The sequence below is a fragment of the Bradyrhizobium sp. SZCCHNR1002 genome, assembly GCF_032381435.1.
Lineage (GTDB): Bacteria > Pseudomonadota > Alphaproteobacteria > Rhizobiales > Xanthobacteraceae > Bradyrhizobium > Bradyrhizobium aeschynomenes.
Map to the genome: position 1 here is coordinate 2,677,214 of NZ_JAUHIS010000001.1, position 14,808 is coordinate 2,692,021.

The window sequence follows — 14,808 nt, forward strand, 5'->3', positions numbered from 1 at the left end:
AATGCAAAATCAGCGCCTGGCATACCGGATTCACCCGGCCTCTTGCGCCGCAACAACCGCAGATCGTTGTTTTGTGTGCTGACAAACCCCGCGAGCAGAGCTAGCCTTTCCGGCAATCACAAAATCATCGGGAGGTCAGCATGTCAGACGGAATGGTCGAGGCACGCGAGCAGGAGGCGACTCACGGCGAAGCCCAGACGGTCGACGTCGCCGTCGTCGGCGCCGGATTTGCGGGGTTGTATCTGCTGCATCGGCTGCGCAAGGCGGGCTTCTCGACCGTCGCGTTGGACTCGGCCAACGATGTCGGCGGCACCTGGTACTGGAACCGCTATCCTGGCGCGCGCTGCGACATCCAGACCGTCGACTACAGCTACACCTTCGATCCCGAGCTCGAGGCCGCCTGGCAGTGGTCGGAGAAATACGCCACCCAGCCGGAGATCCTGCGCTATCTCGGCTTCGTGGCCGATCGCTATGATCTGCGTCGCGACATCCGCTTCGGCACCCGCGTCCTCGGCGCCTCCTGGGATGAGGCCAGGGAGCGCTGGCTGCTCACGACCGACAACGGCTCAGCCGTGTCCTGCCGCCATTACATCATGGCGACCGGCTGCCTGTCGCAGCCGAAGCCGCCGGAGATCGACGGCATCAACGACTTCAAGGGCGAGATCTACTTCACCAGCCGCTGGCCGCATGACGGCGTCGACCTCCGCGGCAAGCGCGTCGCGGTGATCGGCACCGGCTCGTCCGGCATCCAGTCGATCCCGATCATTGCCGAGCAGGCATCGCAGCTGACGGTGTTCCAGCGCACGCCGAACTTCGCGCTCCCCGCGCACAACGGCCCGCCGCCGGCGGATCGTGCCGCGCAGCTCGCACAGGATCGCGCCGGTCTGCGCGAGCAGGCGCGCTGGTCGATGGCCGGCGTGCCGATCCCACCAGCGACCGAATTCAGCTGGGCACTGAGCGAGGCCGAGCGCCGCGAGCGCTTCGAGAAGATGTGGGCCTCCGGCGATCTCGTCGGCATGCTGACCCAGCTGTGGGCCGACCAGGGCGTCGATGCCGACGGCAATGCGCTGCTCGCCGATCTCATCCGCGAGAAGATCCGCGAGATCGTCAAGGACCCCGAGACGGCCGAGGCGCTCACGCCCCATGATCATCCGTTCGGCGCCAAGCGTCCATGCCTGGATACCAACTACTATGCGACGTTCAACCGCCCGAACGTCACCCTGGTCAATCTGCGCAAGGAGCCGATCACGTCGATCACCGGCAACGGCATCAAGACCGACAAGCGCAGCTTCGACATCGACGTCATCGTGTTCGCGACCGGCTTCGATGCCATGACCGGCGCGATCCGCGCGGTGCATCCGATCAAGGGGCGCGGCGGCAAGTCGCTCGACGATAGTTGGGCGAATGGGCCGGAGACTTATCTCGGATTGACCGTCGCAGGCTTTCCCAATCTGTTCCTGATCACCGGTCCCGGCAGCCCATCGGTGCTGTCGAACATGGCGGTGTCGATCGAGCAGCATGTCGACTTCGTGGTCGATCGCCTCGCGGAGATGCGCAACGCGGGCTTCACGACCATCGAGCCGACGGAGACCGCACAGGCAGGCTGGTCGCGTCACATGGCGGACTGCGCCACCGTGACGCTGCATCGGCTCGCCAACACCTGGTACACAGGCGCCAACGTGCCCGGCAAGCCGCAGGCGCTGATGCCGTATACGGGCGGCGTCGGTCCCTATCGCGGCATCTGCAACGAGATCGTCAGCCGCGGCATGCTCGGCTTCAGGCTGACCGGCCCGAACGGCGCGACCCAGTGCAACGACGGCGAGATCGTGAAGCTGCAGCCGGATGTCCGGCTGGTGCTGAACATGCTCGCCGAGATGAACCTGCCGCCGATCGAATCGATGGGCGCGACGGGCGCCCGCGAATTCGTGACGCAGTTCAATGCGGCAAGGCCGCCGGGACGCCCCGTCGGCGAGGTGAAGGACGGCACGCTGCAGGGCGCCGAGGGCCCCCTCGCCTACCGGCTGTATCGTCCGGCCACGCCCGGCCCGCATCCGATCGTCGTGTATTTCCATGGCGGCGGCTGGGTGCTCGGCGATGAGCAGTCGGATGATCCGTTCTGCCGGGACATGTGCCGCCGCTCCAACATGATCTTCGTCAGCGTCGGCTATCGCCATGCGCCGGAGCATCGCTTTCCTGCTGCAGCCGAGGACGGCTACGCGGCGACGCGCTGGATCGCCGAGCATGCTGCGGAGCTCGGCGGCCGCGATGGCCCGGTGCTGGTCGCCGGCTGGAGCGCTGGCGGCAATATCGCCGCCGTCGCCTGCCAGCTGGCGCGCGACCGCGGCGGTCCGGTCATCGGCGGCCAGCTGCTGGTGTGCCCCGTCACCGATTGCAGCTTCGATCGGCCATCCTACACCGAGAATGCGGCCGGCTATTTCCTGACACGCGGGCTGATGTACTGGTTCTGGGACATCTACTGCTCGCCGGCCGACCGCACCGATCCGCGCGTCTCGCCGCTGCGTGGCAAGCTGCAGGGCCTGCCGCCGGCCTACATTGTCACCTGCGAGTTCGATCCGCTGCGCGACGAGGGTGCCGCCTATGCGGAAGCGCTCGCGGCGGCTGGCGTGCCGGTCGGACAGCTCAAGGCCCGCGGCCACTTCCATTCATCGCTCACGATGGTGGACGTCGTCATCACGGGCGTCGGCGGCCGCGTGCAGATGGCGGAGGCGCTACAGGCGTTCACGCAGTCGGGGGAAGAAAGCAGCGCGCCGGAGATCAACGCCGCGGCGAGCTGACCAGCGGCGGCCGCGGCCGATTGATCGATATCGGAACGGCCCGCAGATCTGCGGGCCGCGATGGTGAGATTGCGGCGGACGAACGCAGTTCGCGGCGGGCGCGGCTAATACAGGGCCATCGCCGCGTCATAGGCGTTCACCGAGGCCCATGCGGTCTCGCGCACATCGCTCGCCGTCATGCCCGGCTTGTACAGGCTCGAGCCGAGGCCGAAGGCGCGCACGCCGGCGGCCACGTAGGTCGCGAGGTTCTTGTCCGACACGCCGCCGACGGCGCCGACCACGACGCCCTTCGGCAGCACGGCCAGCTGTGCCGAAATTCCGGACGGGCCGAGCACGGATGCCGGAAAATACTTCAGGGCCGAGGCGCCGCAGCGCAATGCCAGGAACGCTTCGGTCGGCGTGAGCACGCCGGGCATGGTCACCATGTCATAGGCTTGCGCCGTCGCCAGCACTTCGGCATCGACGTTGGGGCTGACCATCAGGCGCCCGCCGGCCTCGGCGACGCGCACGCAATCCGGCGCATTGACGACGGTCCCGGCCCCGATCAGGCAATCATTGCCGAACCGGGCGGCCAGGCGCGAGATCGACACGAACGGGTCCGGCGAGTTGAGCGGAACCTCGATCATCTCGAAGCCGGCTTCGATCAGGACCTCGACGATCGCTTCGGCCTCTTCGGGTTTGATGCCGCGCAGGATCGCAACGAGCGACCGCTTGACGGGCGGCCAGGCAACCGACTGTGTCATCAGAAACGCGCTCCCCAGATCTGCCGCGCCGCCTTGATCAGGCCGCGGCGCGACGCCTGCTCGGCATCGCATTCACTCACATCGAAGCCACTTGCGGCGAGGGCCTCACGATAGAGGCGGCCGAGTCGGCCCGCTCCGATCAGCCGGACCGGGCGATCCGCGCCGAAGCGCGCGCGGGCATCCACGATTTCGCTGCCGATCAAAAGGCCGGACAAGCGAGCCGCGCCCTCGGCACGCTGCTCGAATCCAAGGAGCTGGGCAGCACGCAACCGGAACAGCGCGTTGGTCAAGCTCGTCGGGGCCGCTAACGCCGTTTCGAGCCCCGCCCGAAACGCGGCTCCGCCCTCCGAGCTGGCATTCGGCTCCACCGCATGCATCAGGATGCTATGCTGCGAGATCACGGCGAACAACTCGCCGGTCATGTAGGTGGCGAACTCGACCACGGCGCCGGACTCGATCCGGATCCATTTGCTGTGGGTACCGGGAATGCAGACTGTGCCGGAGAAGTCCGGCTCGGTGACGCCGAGCAACTGAGTCTCCTCGCCGCGCATGACGTCGGGCCGATCGGCACGCGCCTGAGCCAGTCCGGGCAGGATCCTGACATCGCCCTCCGTCTCGACGCGGATGGCACCGGCGTGGAGGGCGTCGAGCCGTGTCGGGGTGTGCAGATACGGCGCCTCGATCCAGCCCTGCCGTGCCCCAGCCATTCCGCAGATCAGCACGGGCAGTTCGGCCGGTGCACGGAGCTTGCCGAGATGATCATGCAGAACCGGCGCGAAGCCCGACGTCGCACAATGCAGCATGCCTTCGCTGCCGCGGGTCTCGGCAAGCTCCGTTCCGTCGGCGGCCATGAGCCAGGCGCGAAAGCTGGAAGTTCCCCAGTCGACGGCAACAAAGGCCGGCGTTGCTGACGAAGCGGCGGTGGTCACATCCTGCTCCCGGACAGTTCGATCCGCTCCGCAATGGCATGCCCGGCGGTCCGCGGAAACAATAAACTGATGATGCACGTTTATGCACGTTGTTTCTCTTGTTTATGCATGGTACGGAAGCCGCATGTCAGAGCTTCCACTGGCCCGCCGCGACCAAATCGCCGGCCGCCTCTCCGCAGGGCAGGCCGTCATCGCCGCGGCCCTCGCGACTGAATTCGGCGTCTCCGAGGATGCGATCCGGCGCGATCTGCGGGCGCTTGCCGCCGAAGGACGCTGCCGTCGGGTGTACGGCGGCGCGTTGCCCATGGCCGGCGGCGTCGTTCCGATGGCGGCGCGGATCGGCCAAGATCGGGAGCGCAAGCTGGCGCTCGCCAGGACCGCTGCCCGCAACATTGCGCGCGGGGAGTTTCTCTTTCTCGACAGCGGCAGCACCAATCTTGCGCTGGTCGAACGTCTGCCCGATGACTTCGATCTCACCATCGCCACCAACGGAATCGACATCGCGGCAGCCGTGCTGCACCGCCAGGATCTGCGCCTGATCGTGATCGGCGGCTCCGTTCACGCCGCAGTCGGCGGCTGCGTCGACACGGACGCCCTCATCCAGGTGCAGCGCTTCAACATCGACCGCTGCTTCATCGGCGCCTGTGCCGTCTCGGCGCAGGGCGGCATCAGCGCGGTCGATCCCACGGACGCGGCCTTCAAGCGGACGCTGCTGTCGTTGAGCCGCATCAGTGTCGCGATGGTCACGAACGAGAAGCTCGAAACACGCGCGCCTCATCGAATCGCCAGCGCCAAGTCGATCAGCCAGATCACCGTCGAACACGATGCGCCGGCGGCCCGGCTCGCTTTGCTCCGACGGGCAGGAGCCACCATCGCGACGGCTGCCCCGCCGGAATGACGGCGCTTTCAGAGTATCAGGAATTTCTCACATGACCTTCGACCATCGCGCGTCGCGGATTGCGACACGCCTCGCCTTCTTCGTCGCTGGCTTCGGCATTGCCTGCTGGGCGCCGCTGGTGCCGTTCGCCAAGCAACGGCTCGGCGTCGATGACGCGACGCTCGGGCTGCTGCTGCTCTCGCTCGGGGTCGGCTCGGTGGCTTCGATGCTCGCGGCCGGTCTTCTGAGCGCCCGCTATGGCAGTAAGCCGGTGGTGATCGTCAGCGGCCTCGCTCTCAGCATGCTGCTGCCCCCGCTGACGGTTGCGGCGACGCCGGTCACGCTCGCGCTCGCGCTGCTGGTCTTCGGTGCCGCGCTCGGCTCGCTCGATGTGGCCGTGAACATTCAGGCGATCGAGGTCGAGCGGCACAGCGAGCGACCGCTGATGTCCGGCTTCCACGCCCAATTCAGCATCGGCGGCTTTGCGGGCTCCGGCGTGATGACCGCCCTGCTTGCGCTGGACGTCGCGCCGCTGCTCGGCACGCTGGTGTGCTGCGCGCTCGCTTTGGCTGCAATGATCGTCGCGGCCCCACGGCTGCTGGCGAGCAAGCCGGAGCAGTCCGGCCCCATGCTCGTGCTCCCGCATGGCGCGGTGCTGCTGCTCGCCGCCCTCGCGGCGATCATGTTCCTGGTCGAAGGCGCGATGCTCGATTGGAGCGCCCTGCTGCTGACCAGCTCCGGCCGCCTGCCCGCTGCTCAGGCCGGGCTGGGCTACATCATGTTCTCGATCGCAATGACCGCCGGCCGCCTGGTCGGCGATGCCGTCGTGGCGCGGATCGGCGATCGCGCCACCTTGCTGTGGGGCAGCGCCATCGCGATCGCCGGCTTTGCGTCCCTGCTCGCCGTTCCCTCGATTCTCGCCGCCATGACCGGCTTCGCCCTCATCGGGCTCGGCGCCTCCAACCTGGTGCCGGTGCTGTTCCGGAGAGCCGGCGCACAGACCGCGATGCCGGTCGGCCTGGCTGTCGCCGCCGTGACGACGGCCGGTTATTCCGGCGTGCTGCTCGGACCTGCCGGAATCGGCTTCGTCGCTGCCGCCACCAGCCTGCCGACCGCATTCTGGATCCTTGCCGCGCTGCTCGTCATCGTGCTGGCGAGCGCGCCTCTGGTGGCGAGGTCGCCGCGATAGGAAAGAGCCACCCGGTGTTCCTCGCCGATCTCCCGCATGGTCTACGTTCTGGTCGCGCCTTCGGCGATCTACCAGATCGGCATGCTTGTGCGGCTCTCCTCTGCACGAAGCGATGTCGTCTATCGCTGAGGCGCTTTGATGCCGCATCACCGGCGACGGACTGGAAGCCTAGGCAGGGGCCGCCCCACCCTGCAGCCGGCGTTCGCGGATTTGCTGATAGCGAGCGCCGGTCTGCGGCTTGACGAACAGCGTCACGATCATCGGATGGCGGGCGCGCAGCTCGGCCTCGATCGCAACGACCGCACGCTCGATGTCGTCAGCGCGCAGATCGTCGGCGAATTCGAGGCTCAGCGCGACCACGACCTGCTGCGGCGACAGTTGCACCGTGAGCAGGCCATTGGCGGCACGGACTGCGCTTGCTCGTCGCGCGATCTCGAGAACCGAACGGTCGAGCTCCGGGTCCGCAGGCTCGCCGATGAGGAGGCTCTTGCTCTCCCGCGCGAGCACCATCGAGGTCACCGCGAGCAGGAGCCCGATCAGGATCGAGCCGATGCCGTCCCACGACGGCTCGTCGAATGCGACCGCAGCTGAAGTGGCGGCAGCAGCGATCAGGATACCAATCAGCGCGGCAGTGTCCTCGAACACGACCATGAACGCCGGCGGATCCTTGCTGCGCCGGAACGCCTCGACATAACTGAGCTCCGGGGCGGCTGCGCGGAAGCGTCGGACCGCGACCCACCAGGAGCCGGCTTCGAACACGAATGACAGGCCGAGCACGATGTAGTTCACGGTCGGATCTTCGATGGGCAGCGGATGCATCAGATGCGCAACGCCTTCATAGAGCGACACGCCAGCGCCCAGCGCAAACAGCAGCAGCGCGACGATGAAGCTCCAGAAGTACAGCTCACGACCGTAACCCAGCGGATGCCGTCGGTCCGGCGGACGGGTCGCACGATGCATGCCGTAGAGGAGCAGAAGCTCATTGAAGGTGTCGACGACCGAGTGGATCGCCTCGCTCATCATCGCCGAACTTCCTGTCCAGAGCGCCGCGGCGATCTTGGTGCAGGCGACCAGCAGATTTCCGACGAGGGCGGCGTAGACGGCAATCCTGGAATCCGTGCTCGCCGCCATCGAACCCGCCATTTCTCTCTCCTCGATGCGCCGGGCAACGCCGGCTGAGCGTATCGGTTCCCTTGCGGGGCAGACCCGAAGGGCTCAGAATTGCGAAAGAGCAAACGAGCAGTGGAGATCACGGTGAGCGGCACGAGCTCCTCAGAGGAGAGCAATGTCGGCGACCCGGATGCGCGTGACGCGCGTTTCCTGCGCCACAGCTTCTCCGTCGCGCTCCGCTCGCTGTCGCACGGCAATCATCCCTTTGGCGCCATCCTCGTCGGCGCCGATGGCCAAGTGCTGATCGAGGCCGAGAACGGCTACATGCCGACACGCGATGCCACGGCGCATGCAGAGCGATTGGTCGCGACGCAGGCCTGCACGACGATTGCTCCGGAGATCAGGGCGACGGCGACGCTGTATTCGTCGGCCGAACCATGTGCGATGTGCGCGGGTGCCATCTACTGGGCCGGCATCGGCCGCGTCGTCTACGGCCTCAGCGAAGGGCGGTTGCGCCGCTTCACCGGCAACCATCCGGAAAACCCGACCCTGGACCTGCCCTGCCGCAACGTCTTCGCCGGTGGCCAGCGCCCGACCGAGGTCATCGGTCCGCTACTGGAAGACGAGGCCGCCGCGTTGCATGTCGGCGTCTGGGACAAATGAACAGCAACGGGCGCCGCAGCCGAAGCTGCAGCGCCCGTGCGACCGGTGCTCCCTTAGAACTTCACCGTCACGCCCGAATACAGCGAGGATTCGGTGCACGCCCCGGTGCTCACGCGGGTACCGCCGGCACCAGCCACGGAGCAGCCGACCGCGTTGTTGTGGTCCAGGCCGAATTTGTTCTGCCAGTAGCGATAGGCCACCCAGACGTCGATCATGTGGCTGTGCTTCTCCCCCCACATCGCCTTCGACGCATCGAAGGTCAGACGGATCGGCTCGGAGTTGAATTCGATCTTGGTCGGATAGACGCCGTTCGCGACGCTAGCCGGGAGCGGCTCGGTGTCGGTGCCCTTCTTGCCGTACCAGCCGGCACGGCCCGAGATCGAGAAGAACTGCATGCTCTCCGGCAGGAAGCCGAGATCCATGTAGTAGTTGGTCTCGACCGCCCAGGTCGGCTTGAACGAGGTGTTGCCATCGGCGATGCAAGGGTTCGACCATCCGGCACCGCACTGCGAGAACGAGTTGTGGTTGGCGAACTCCCAGTACATCAACGGAGCGACGTTGAAATAGCCCTTGTAGGGCAGGTTGAACGCGAATTGCAGACCGGCGACCACGTCACGCTTGGCAGCGCCGAAATAGCGGTTCTCGGTGTTGGCATCCATGCCCACCTCGAACGAGATGTTCTGTAGCGGGCCCATGGTAAAGGCCTTGGTGTTGAAGATCTGGTTCCAGCCGAAGGTCGAGCGGAACAGACCATAGATCTCGGTCGCACCGGCGCAGCTCGCCGGCGTGAACGCGAAGCCGGCGTTGGGCGAGACGATGCCGCCCGTCTGCGTGCACGGCCCGGCCGGGTCGTTGTGGTCAGACTTGAACAGCGAGATGGTGAAGAAGTTGGTGCCGTAGCCCCACACGTCGAAATGGGTGAACGAGTAGACCTGCTTGGCCGTGTTCGGGTCGAAGCCGCCGTTGGGCTTCACGCTCCACGCGCCCGGCTGAACCGCGTTGAAGATGTAGGAGTAGCTGACGCGATTGTCGACGACGAGGAAGAACGGCACCTCGGCCGGAGCCTTCTTCGCGATCGCCTTGGCAGGCAGATCAGCCGCGCCGGCGGAGCCGACCGACGTAAGCGCTGCCGCGCCGAGTGCGATGGCAGCCGCGATGGTTTTGTAGAACGACATCTCAATCACCCCCAATTAACAAGCGCCGATTCCCCGACTTGCATGCACAGTTGCGCCGTTGCCTCGGGGCGAGAAGCCTCAACTTTCTCCAGGCCTTGCTCGCGGTTTGATCAAGGTTCGGCCGCATTGCCCAAGCTGCGGTGGCGCAGCAGTCTCAAAACATGGGACGATTGGCCGCGGGCGGCACCGGCGCAGCAGGCGATCTTGCCGCTTCACATTGCTGAAGTTTTTCCGAACGCCGGATTGCGATCTCGAGCGTGTTTCGCGAGCACGCGAGCCGCGAGAACACCATCCCGGGCGAGGATGACATGACGCTGCTCATCCAACGGGCATGCTGCTGCGGCCTGAGAATTTCCGGCGGACTGTCGCAGAACTGCCACATGTGAGTGGAGATCAGGAAATTGCAGCACAACCGTTCTGCAACCGGGATCGCACGGCAATCCTCGGCGACGCGGGACATTTCGCTGAGCAAGCGTTGAGCACAGATTGGCGCTTTTCGCCTCTTACGCGCCGCCACGAATTAGCTCACAATTAAGGCAGTTCCATTCCTTGCCCATGACCCCGATGCCTGACCCCGCGCCGGCCGATCCGAACACCACGCATCCGCTCCTGCAGGCGATCGGATTGACCAAGCGCTATGGCGACTTCCTCGCCAACGACAAGATCGACCTCGAGGTCGTCCCCCGCGAGATTCACGCGCTGCTGGGCGAGAACGGCGCCGGCAAGTCGACTCTGGTCAAGACCATCTACGGACTGGTGCAACCGAGCGCGGGTGAGCTGCGCTGGCAGGGCGCGCCCATCAGACTGTCCGGCCCCGCGGAGGCGCGATCCCTGGGCATTGGCATGGTGTTCCAGCATTTCTCGCTGTTCGACAACCTCACTGTAGCCGAGAATGTCGCTCTTGGGCTCGACGGCAAGGAGCCTTTGAAGGCCATCACCGCCCGGCTCGCCGACGTTGCGCGCGATTACGGCCTGCCGCTCGATCCGAAGCGCGAGGTCTGGCAATTGTCCGTCGGTGAGCGGCAGCGCATCGAAATCGTGCGCGCCCTGATGCAGAACCCGAAATTCCTTATTCTCGACGAGCCCACCGCGGTACTCACGCCGCAGGAGGCCGACCAGCTGTTCGTGGTGCTCGAGCGCCTGAAGGCCGAAGGCCGGGCCATCCTCTACATCAGCCACAAGCTCGATGAGGTGAAGCGGCTGTGCGACACCGCCACCATCCTGCGTGGCGGCAAGAAGGTCGCGACCTGCAATCCGAAGCGCGAGACCGCAGCCTCGCTGGCCCGCATGATGGTCGGCACGGAGATCAGGGAGGTGATTCCCCCGGCCGAGCGGCGCACGACGGTGCCGCGGCTGGTCGTCAACGATCTCACACTTGCGCCGGCCGAGCTGCACGGTGTCCGCCTGCAGAATATCTCCTTCGAGCTGAAGGGCGGCGAGATTCTCGGCATTGCCGGCGTCGCGGGCAACGGCCAGGACGAGCTCTTCGCCGCCCTGTCCGGCGAACGCCTCGTCAAGGAGCCCGGCACGATCATCCTCGACGGCCTGGCCTGCGGCAACCGCTCGATCACGGAGCGCCGCAAGATGGGCGCAGCCTTCGTGCCGGAGGAGCGGCTCGGGCACGGCACCGCGCCGCGCATGCGATTGTCCGAGAATGCCTTGCTGACAGGGCACGCCGCCAGCGACATGGTCCGGCACGGCTTCATCGATGCAGCGGCGACCCTGCGCACGGTCGACCTGACAACCGAGACGTTCGACGTTCGCAAGGCCAAGCGCGACCCCGAGGCCGCGAGCCTGTCCGGCGGCAATCTGCAGAAATTCGTCGTCGGACGCGAGATCCTGCGCAAGCCCGCGGTCCTCATCGTCAACCAGCCGACCTGGGGCGTCGACGCCGGCGCCGCCGCGATCATTCGCCAGGCTCTGATCGATCTCGCCAGCGCGGGAGCCGCGGTGCTCGTCACCAGCCAGGACCTTGACGAGCTGGTCGAGATTTCCGACCGGATCGCGGTGATGTTTCATGGGCATCTGTCAGAGCCACTGCCGCGCGTGCACGCCACGCGCGAAAGACTGGGTCTGCTGATGGGCGGCGCCAATCTCGATCGGAAGGAGGCTTCGCATGCAGCTGGTGCTTGAGAAGCGCGCCGAGCGTTCGCGCAGCATCGCGCTGGTCTCGCCATTGATCGCGATCGGGTTGACGCTGGTCACCATGAGCATTCTGTTCGCCATCCTGGGCAAGAACCCGATCACCGCGCTCGGCGTCTATTTCATCGCGCCGCTGACCGACGGCTACTCCCTGCAGGAGATCGCGGTGAAGGCGACGCCGCTGGTGATGATCGCGATCGGCCTGTCGCTGTGCTACCTCGCCAATGCCTGGAACATCGGGGCCGAGGGCCAGTTCCTGATGGGCGCGGTCGCTGGCAGCTGGATCGCGGTGAACACGCAGGGCACCGATGCCGGGCACTGGGTGCTGCCGGCGATGCTGGTCGCGGGAGCCGTTGCCGGCGCGCTCTACGCGCTGATCCCGGCGCTGTGCCGCGTGAAGTTCGGCGCCAGCGAGATCCTCACCAGCCTGATGCTGGTCTATGTCGCAGACCTCCTGCTCGACTATCTCGTGCGCGGGCCGTGGCGTGATCCGGCCGGCTTCAACTTCCCGACCACGGCGGAATTCGATCCGGTCGCGACCGTGCCGGTCCTGATCGAAGGCGGGCGCCTTCATCTCGGCAGCATCATTGCGCTCGTCGTCGTTGCCGGTGCCTTCGTTCTGCTCGACCGGACCATCAAGGGCTTCGAGATCCGCGTCGTCGGTGTCGCGCCACGGGCCGCACGTTTCGGTGGATTCAACGCCAACCAGCTTGTCCTGCTCACTTTCGCGGTGTCGGGCGCGCTGGCGGGACTTGCCGGCATCATCGAGGTCGCGGGTCCCATCGGCCATCTGCAACCGGGCATCTCGCCGGGCTACGGCTTCACCGCGATCATCGTGGCGTTCCTGGGCCGGCTCAATCCGGTTGGAATATTAATTGCAGGACTTTTCCTTGCACTGACCTTCATTGGGGGTGAGCAGGCCCAGATCACGATGAAGATTCCGCTCGATGTCACCAAGGTCTTTCAGGGCATCCTGCTGTTCTACGTGCTCGCCTGCGACTCCCTCATCCTCTATCGTTTCAAGCTCGTCTTCGCCTCGCGGCAGGTGCAAAGTGGTGCTGGTTGAAGCAATCATCCTGTCGGTGCTCGCGGCATCGACGCCGCTGCTGCTCGCAGCCACCGGTGAGCTGGTCACCGAGCGCGCGGGCGTGCTCAACCTCGGCGTCGAGGGCATGATGATCGTCGGTGCCGCCTGCGGCTTCGCAGGCGCCTGGATGTCGGGCTCGATCATCGTCGGTGCGCTCTGCGGCATCGTCGCGGGCATGCTGATGTCGCTGATCTTCGCTTTCATGACGCTCGGCCTCGCCGTCAACCAGGTAGCGACCGGCCTCGCGCTGACCATCCTCGGCATCGGCCTGTCCGGCCTGATCGGCGCCCGCTTCGTCGGCGAACGCATCACCACGGCACCGAAACTCTCCGTTCCCGGTCTCAGCGACATCCCGCTGGTCGGCCGCATCCTGTTCGGCGAGGATGCCTTCGTCTACCTGTCGCTGGCCCTGATCATTGCCGTCTGGTGGTTTCTCTACCGCACCCGCGCCGGCCTGGTGCTGCGCGCCTGCGGCGACAACCACGTCTCCGCGCACGCACTCGGCTATCCCGTGCTGCGCATTCGCCTGCTGGCCGTGCTGTTCGGAGGCGGCTGCGCCGGGCTCGCCGGCGCCTATCTGCCGCTGGCCTATACGCCGTTCTTCATTCCCGGCATGACCGCAGGCCGCGGCTGGATCGCGCTGGCGCTGGTCGTGTTCGCATCGTGGCGACCGGGCCGTCTCGTGATCGGCGCCTATCTGTTCGGCGCGGTGACGATCCTGCAGCTGCATGCGCAAGGTGCGGGCGTCGGCATCCCCTCGCAGGTCATGTCGGCGCTGCCTTACCTTGCGACCGTCATCGTGCTCGTGCTGCTGTCGCGCGCCCGCACCGGCGGCTCGACCGCACCCGCGGCGTTGGGCACCGTGTTCGTACCGGACCGCTGAAGCCATCATCCCAATCGCCTGCGATGGGGCGCGGCGCTCGGGACCACCCGGTTTTCCCCTCACTGTTTGGAGATACTGACGATGATGAAAAGGCTTCTGGGGGCTGCCGCCGCGCTGGTGCTGGCGAGCAACATCGCCGGCGTGGCGCACGCCGCAGACAAGCTGAAGGTCGGCTTCATCTATCTCGGCCCGATCGGCGATCTCGGCTGGACCTATCAGCACGAACTCGGTCGCCAGGCGCTGGTCAAGGAGCTCGGCGACAAGATCGAGACCACCTATCTCGAGAACGTGCCGGAGGGCCCGGACTCCGAGCGCGCCATCGAGCAGCTGGTCCGCGCCGGCAACAAGCTGATCTTCACGACCTCGTTCGGCTACATGGACCCGACCCTGAAGGTCGCCAAGAAGTATCCGAACGTGCATTTCGAGCACGCCACCGGCTACAAGCGCGACAAGAACATGTCGACCTATTCGGGCCGCTGGTACCAGGGCCGCTACATCCAGGGCCAGATCGCGGCCAAGATGTCGAAGGCCGGCGTGCTCGGCTATATCGGCTCGTTCCCGATCCCCGAGGTCGTCTCCGGCATCAACGCCACCATGCTCGGCGCGCAGTCGATCAATCCGAACATCAAGGTCAAGATCATCTGGGTCAACACCTGGTTCGACCCGGGCAAGGAAGCCGACGCCGCCAAGGCGCTGCTCGACCAGGGTGCCGACATCATCATGCAGCACACCGACAGTCCGGCGGCGATGCAGGTCGCGGCCGAGCGCGGCAAGCTCGCCTTCGGACAGGATTCCGAGATGATCAAGTTCGGCCCGAAGGCGCAGCTGACCTCGATCCTCGATACCTGGGGTCCCTATTACATCGCCCGCGTCAAGGCCGAGCTCGACGGCACCTGGAAGTCCGAGGACACCTGGGGCGGCCTCGACTCCAAGATGTTCGAGATGGCGCCCTACACCAACATGCCCGACGACGTGAAGAAGATGGCCGAGGAGACGCAGGCCGCGATCACCTCCGGCAAGCTGCATCCGTTCAAGTGCCCGATCGTGGCGCAGGACGGCAAGGAGGTCGAGTGCAAGGGCGGCGACCATCTCGCCGACGGCCAGATCCTCGGCATGAACTTCTACGTCAAGGGCGTCGACGACAAGCTGCCGGGCAAGTAGGCGCCCGGTCCCGTTCTGACCTCTCTCTCCGCGCCAGCGGGGAGAGAGCAGTCG

13 protein-coding genes are annotated in these 14,808 nt (G+C 66.1%); 8 read left to right on the top strand and 5 right to left on the bottom strand.

The window, feature by feature from the left end; all coding sequences use genetic code 11:
* Positions 1–140 precede the first annotated feature (140 nt).
* Positions 141–2,795 (top strand): flavin-containing monooxygenase, encoded by a 2,655-nt coding sequence (locus QX108_RS12105; protein ID WP_315782125.1) that lies wholly within the window; start codon positions 141–143, stop codon positions 2,793–2,795.
* A 104-nt stretch (positions 2,796–2,899) separates the two neighbouring features.
* On the opposite strand, the gene QX108_RS12110 is transcribed toward QX108_RS12105, so the two are convergent.
* Entirely contained in the window at positions 2,900–3,538 is a 639-nt protein-coding gene (locus tag QX108_RS12110) for a 2-dehydro-3-deoxy-6-phosphogalactonate aldolase (protein ID WP_315782126.1), read from the bottom strand.
* On the bottom strand, positions 3,538–4,467 hold the full coding sequence (locus QX108_RS12115; protein WP_315782270.1) for a 2-dehydro-3-deoxygalactonokinase: 930 nt from the start codon (positions 4,465–4,467) through the stop codon (positions 3,538–3,540). Before QX108_RS12115 ends, QX108_RS12110 begins: the two co-directional genes overlap by 1 nt.
* Before the next feature lie 124 nt (positions 4,468–4,591).
* Here QX108_RS12115 and QX108_RS12120 point away from each other — a divergent pair, with 124 nt between their 5' ends.
* Both QX108_RS12120 and QX108_RS12125 read left to right on the top strand, forming a co-directional pair.
* A complete protein-coding gene (locus tag QX108_RS12120) occupies positions 4,592–5,365 on the top strand; it encodes a DeoR/GlpR family DNA-binding transcription regulator (protein WP_315782127.1) in 774 nt (257 codons plus the stop codon).
* Positions 5,366–5,396: 31 nt separating this feature from the next.
* Positions 5,397–6,533, top strand: a complete 1,137-nt coding sequence (locus QX108_RS12125; RefSeq protein ID WP_315782129.1) for an MFS transporter — start codon at positions 5,397–5,399, stop codon at positions 6,531–6,533.
* 168 nt (positions 6,534–6,701) lie between these two features.
* Here the strand turns inward: QX108_RS12125 and QX108_RS12130 are convergent, their stop codons facing one another.
* A complete protein-coding gene (locus QX108_RS12130; protein ID WP_315782272.1) occupies positions 6,702–7,664 on the bottom strand; it encodes a cation diffusion facilitator family transporter in 963 nt (320 codons plus the stop codon).
* A gap of 123 nt (positions 7,665–7,787) precedes the next feature.
* On the opposite strand from QX108_RS12130, the gene QX108_RS12135 reads away from it, so the two are divergent.
* Positions 7,788–8,306 (top strand): nucleoside deaminase, encoded by a 519-nt coding sequence (locus QX108_RS12135; protein ID WP_315782131.1) that lies wholly within the window; start codon positions 7,788–7,790, stop codon positions 8,304–8,306.
* A 53-nt stretch (positions 8,307–8,359) separates the two neighbouring features.
* Here the strand turns inward: QX108_RS12135 and QX108_RS12140 are convergent, their stop codons facing one another.
* The gene (locus QX108_RS12140) at positions 8,360–9,481 is read right to left on the bottom strand and encodes a hypothetical protein (RefSeq protein WP_315782133.1); all 1,122 of its coding nucleotides are present in this window, start codon (positions 9,479–9,481) and stop codon (positions 8,360–8,362) included.
* A 154-nt stretch (positions 9,482–9,635) separates the two neighbouring features.
* Positions 9,636–9,941 (bottom strand): hypothetical protein, encoded by a 306-nt coding sequence (locus QX108_RS12145; protein WP_315721533.1) that lies wholly within the window; start codon positions 9,939–9,941, stop codon positions 9,636–9,638.
* Positions 9,942–10,045: 104 nt separating this feature from the next.
* Between QX108_RS12145 and QX108_RS12150 the strand changes: the two genes are divergently transcribed.
* The 4 genes from QX108_RS12150 (at position 10,046) to QX108_RS12165 (ending at position 14,754) form a co-directional block, all read left to right on the top strand.
* Positions 10,046–11,614 (top strand): ABC transporter ATP-binding protein, encoded by a 1,569-nt coding sequence (locus QX108_RS12150; protein ID WP_315782137.1) that lies wholly within the window; start codon positions 10,046–10,048, stop codon positions 11,612–11,614.
* A complete protein-coding gene (locus QX108_RS12155) occupies positions 11,598–12,689 on the top strand; it encodes an ABC transporter permease (protein ID WP_315782139.1) in 1,092 nt (363 codons plus the stop codon). The genes QX108_RS12150 and QX108_RS12155 overlap by 17 nt, the downstream gene beginning before the upstream one ends.
* Complete coding sequence (locus QX108_RS12160; RefSeq protein WP_172112256.1) at positions 12,676–13,593, top strand: ABC transporter permease; 918 nt, start codon at positions 12,676–12,678, stop codon at positions 13,591–13,593. Before QX108_RS12155 ends, QX108_RS12160 begins: the two co-directional genes overlap by 14 nt.
* 81 nt (positions 13,594–13,674) lie before the next feature.
* On the top strand, positions 13,675–14,754 hold the full coding sequence (locus tag QX108_RS12165; RefSeq protein WP_315782141.1) for a BMP family ABC transporter substrate-binding protein: 1,080 nt from the start codon (positions 13,675–13,677) through the stop codon (positions 14,752–14,754).
* Positions 14,755–14,808 lie beyond the last annotated feature (54 nt).

Excerpts from the sequence above, each read along its gene's own strand:
- QX108_RS12125 (WP_315782129.1), top strand. The coding sequence starts at position 5,397 with ATGACCTTCGACCATCGCGCGTCGCGGATTGCGACACGCCTCGCCTTC.
- QX108_RS12145 (WP_315721533.1), bottom strand. The coding sequence starts at position 9,941 with ATGTCCCGCGTCGCCGAGGATTGCCGTGCGATCCCGGTTGCAGAACGG.
- QX108_RS12130 (WP_315782272.1), bottom strand. The coding sequence starts at position 7,664 with ATGGCGGCGAGCACGGATTCCAGGATTGCCGTCTACGCCGCCCTCGTC.
- QX108_RS12105 (WP_315782125.1), top strand. The coding sequence starts at position 141 with ATGTCAGACGGAATGGTCGAGGCACGCGAGCAGGAGGCGACTCACGGC.
- QX108_RS12120 (WP_315782127.1), top strand. The coding sequence starts at position 4,592 with ATGTCAGAGCTTCCACTGGCCCGCCGCGACCAAATCGCCGGCCGCCTC.
- QX108_RS12155 (WP_315782139.1), top strand. The coding sequence starts at position 11,598 with ATGCAGCTGGTGCTTGAGAAGCGCGCCGAGCGTTCGCGCAGCATCGCG.
- QX108_RS12140 (WP_315782133.1), bottom strand. The coding sequence starts at position 9,481 with ATGTCGTTCTACAAAACCATCGCGGCTGCCATCGCACTCGGCGCGGCA.
- QX108_RS12165 (WP_315782141.1), top strand. The coding sequence starts at position 13,675 with ATGATGAAAAGGCTTCTGGGGGCTGCCGCCGCGCTGGTGCTGGCGAGC.
- QX108_RS12110 (WP_315782126.1), bottom strand. The coding sequence starts at position 3,538 with ATGACACAGTCGGTTGCCTGGCCGCCCGTCAAGCGGTCGCTCGTTGCG.
- QX108_RS12150 (WP_315782137.1), top strand. The coding sequence starts at position 10,046 with ATGCCTGACCCCGCGCCGGCCGATCCGAACACCACGCATCCGCTCCTG.